This window comes from Cryobacterium fucosi (assembly GCF_004403515.1).
GTDB classification, from domain to species: Bacteria; Actinomycetota; Actinomycetes; order Actinomycetales; family Microbacteriaceae; genus Cryobacterium; species Cryobacterium fucosi.
Genome location: NZ_SOHH01000107.1, coordinates 1 through 1,060 on the forward strand (window position 1 = coordinate 1; position 1,060 = coordinate 1,060).

1 protein-coding gene is annotated in these 1,060 nt (G+C 65.9%); it reads left to right on the top strand.

Annotated features, from left to right (window positions below; all coding sequences use genetic code 11):
• On the top strand, positions 1 to 1,060 hold a 1,060-nt coding region (locus tag E3T48_RS16870; protein WP_198417684.1), incomplete at both ends, for a hypothetical protein.

Consider the following 1,060-nt stretch of genomic DNA (forward strand, 5'->3'; position numbering starts at 1 on the left):
CACCGTGTCCACCGGTGCGAACCTGTCGGTCGACACGATCCCGTTCACGGCCACTCAGACCCGGATGACGATGAGCGTCTACAGCCCTGCTGCGGGCGTTCGGGTTCGGATGAAGGCCGAGAATGCCGCTAACCCGGGACAGAACGTCGAAACGGATGCGTTCACCACGGTCGCCGGGGCGTGGGAGACCCTGACGTTCGACTTCGGCGACACGTCCACGCACTTCATCCCCGACGGCCCAACGACCTACGACCTGACCAAGCCGACCCAGAATTTGAACCTGACCAGCACCTACAACAAGGTGAGTGTCTTCTTCGACTACTTCGTCGGCGTGGGCGGCTATGCACCGATGCCGTCCGACCGCACGTACTTCTTCGACGACGTGATCTTCCAGACGGAGGTGGCTCCGCCGCCGCCGGTGGCGGGCGACATCATCACGTTCGATGAGAGTACCCCGCCGGTGCTGACCGGCTTCGGCGGAGCGGCGGACTCGACCATCGCACCCGACCCGGCCAACGCTGCGAACAAGGTGGCGAAGGTTGTCAAGGGGGTCGGCGCCGAGGTCTGGGCCGGCGCCACGGTGTCGAACCTTCCCAACCAGGCGATCGCGCCGATCGGTTTCAGCGCCACCCGGAAGTCCGTGACGGCGCGCGTGTGGTCGCCCGACGCGGGCATCCAGGTGAGGCTGAAGGTGGAGAACGCGTCCAACGGTGGCCAGTCAGTCGAGACCGAGGCCACCACGACGGTGGCCGGCGGCTGGGAGACGTTGACGTTCAACTTTGCCAACCCGGTCGCCGGCACCGCGGCGCTGGACCTGGCCGTCACGTACAACAAGGTGTCGATCTTCTTCGACTTCGGCACGGTCGGAGCCGGCAAGACCTATTACGTCGACGATCTGGACTTCACCTTCACGGGCGAGCAGCCCCCGCCCCCGCCCGCCTCACTTGCCATCACGTTCGACGACAGCGCGAAGACCTACACGCTGACTGACTTCGGCAACAACGGCGGCGCGGTGGTGGCCGACCCGGCCGGTGGCACGAACAAGGTCGGCACGGTGTCC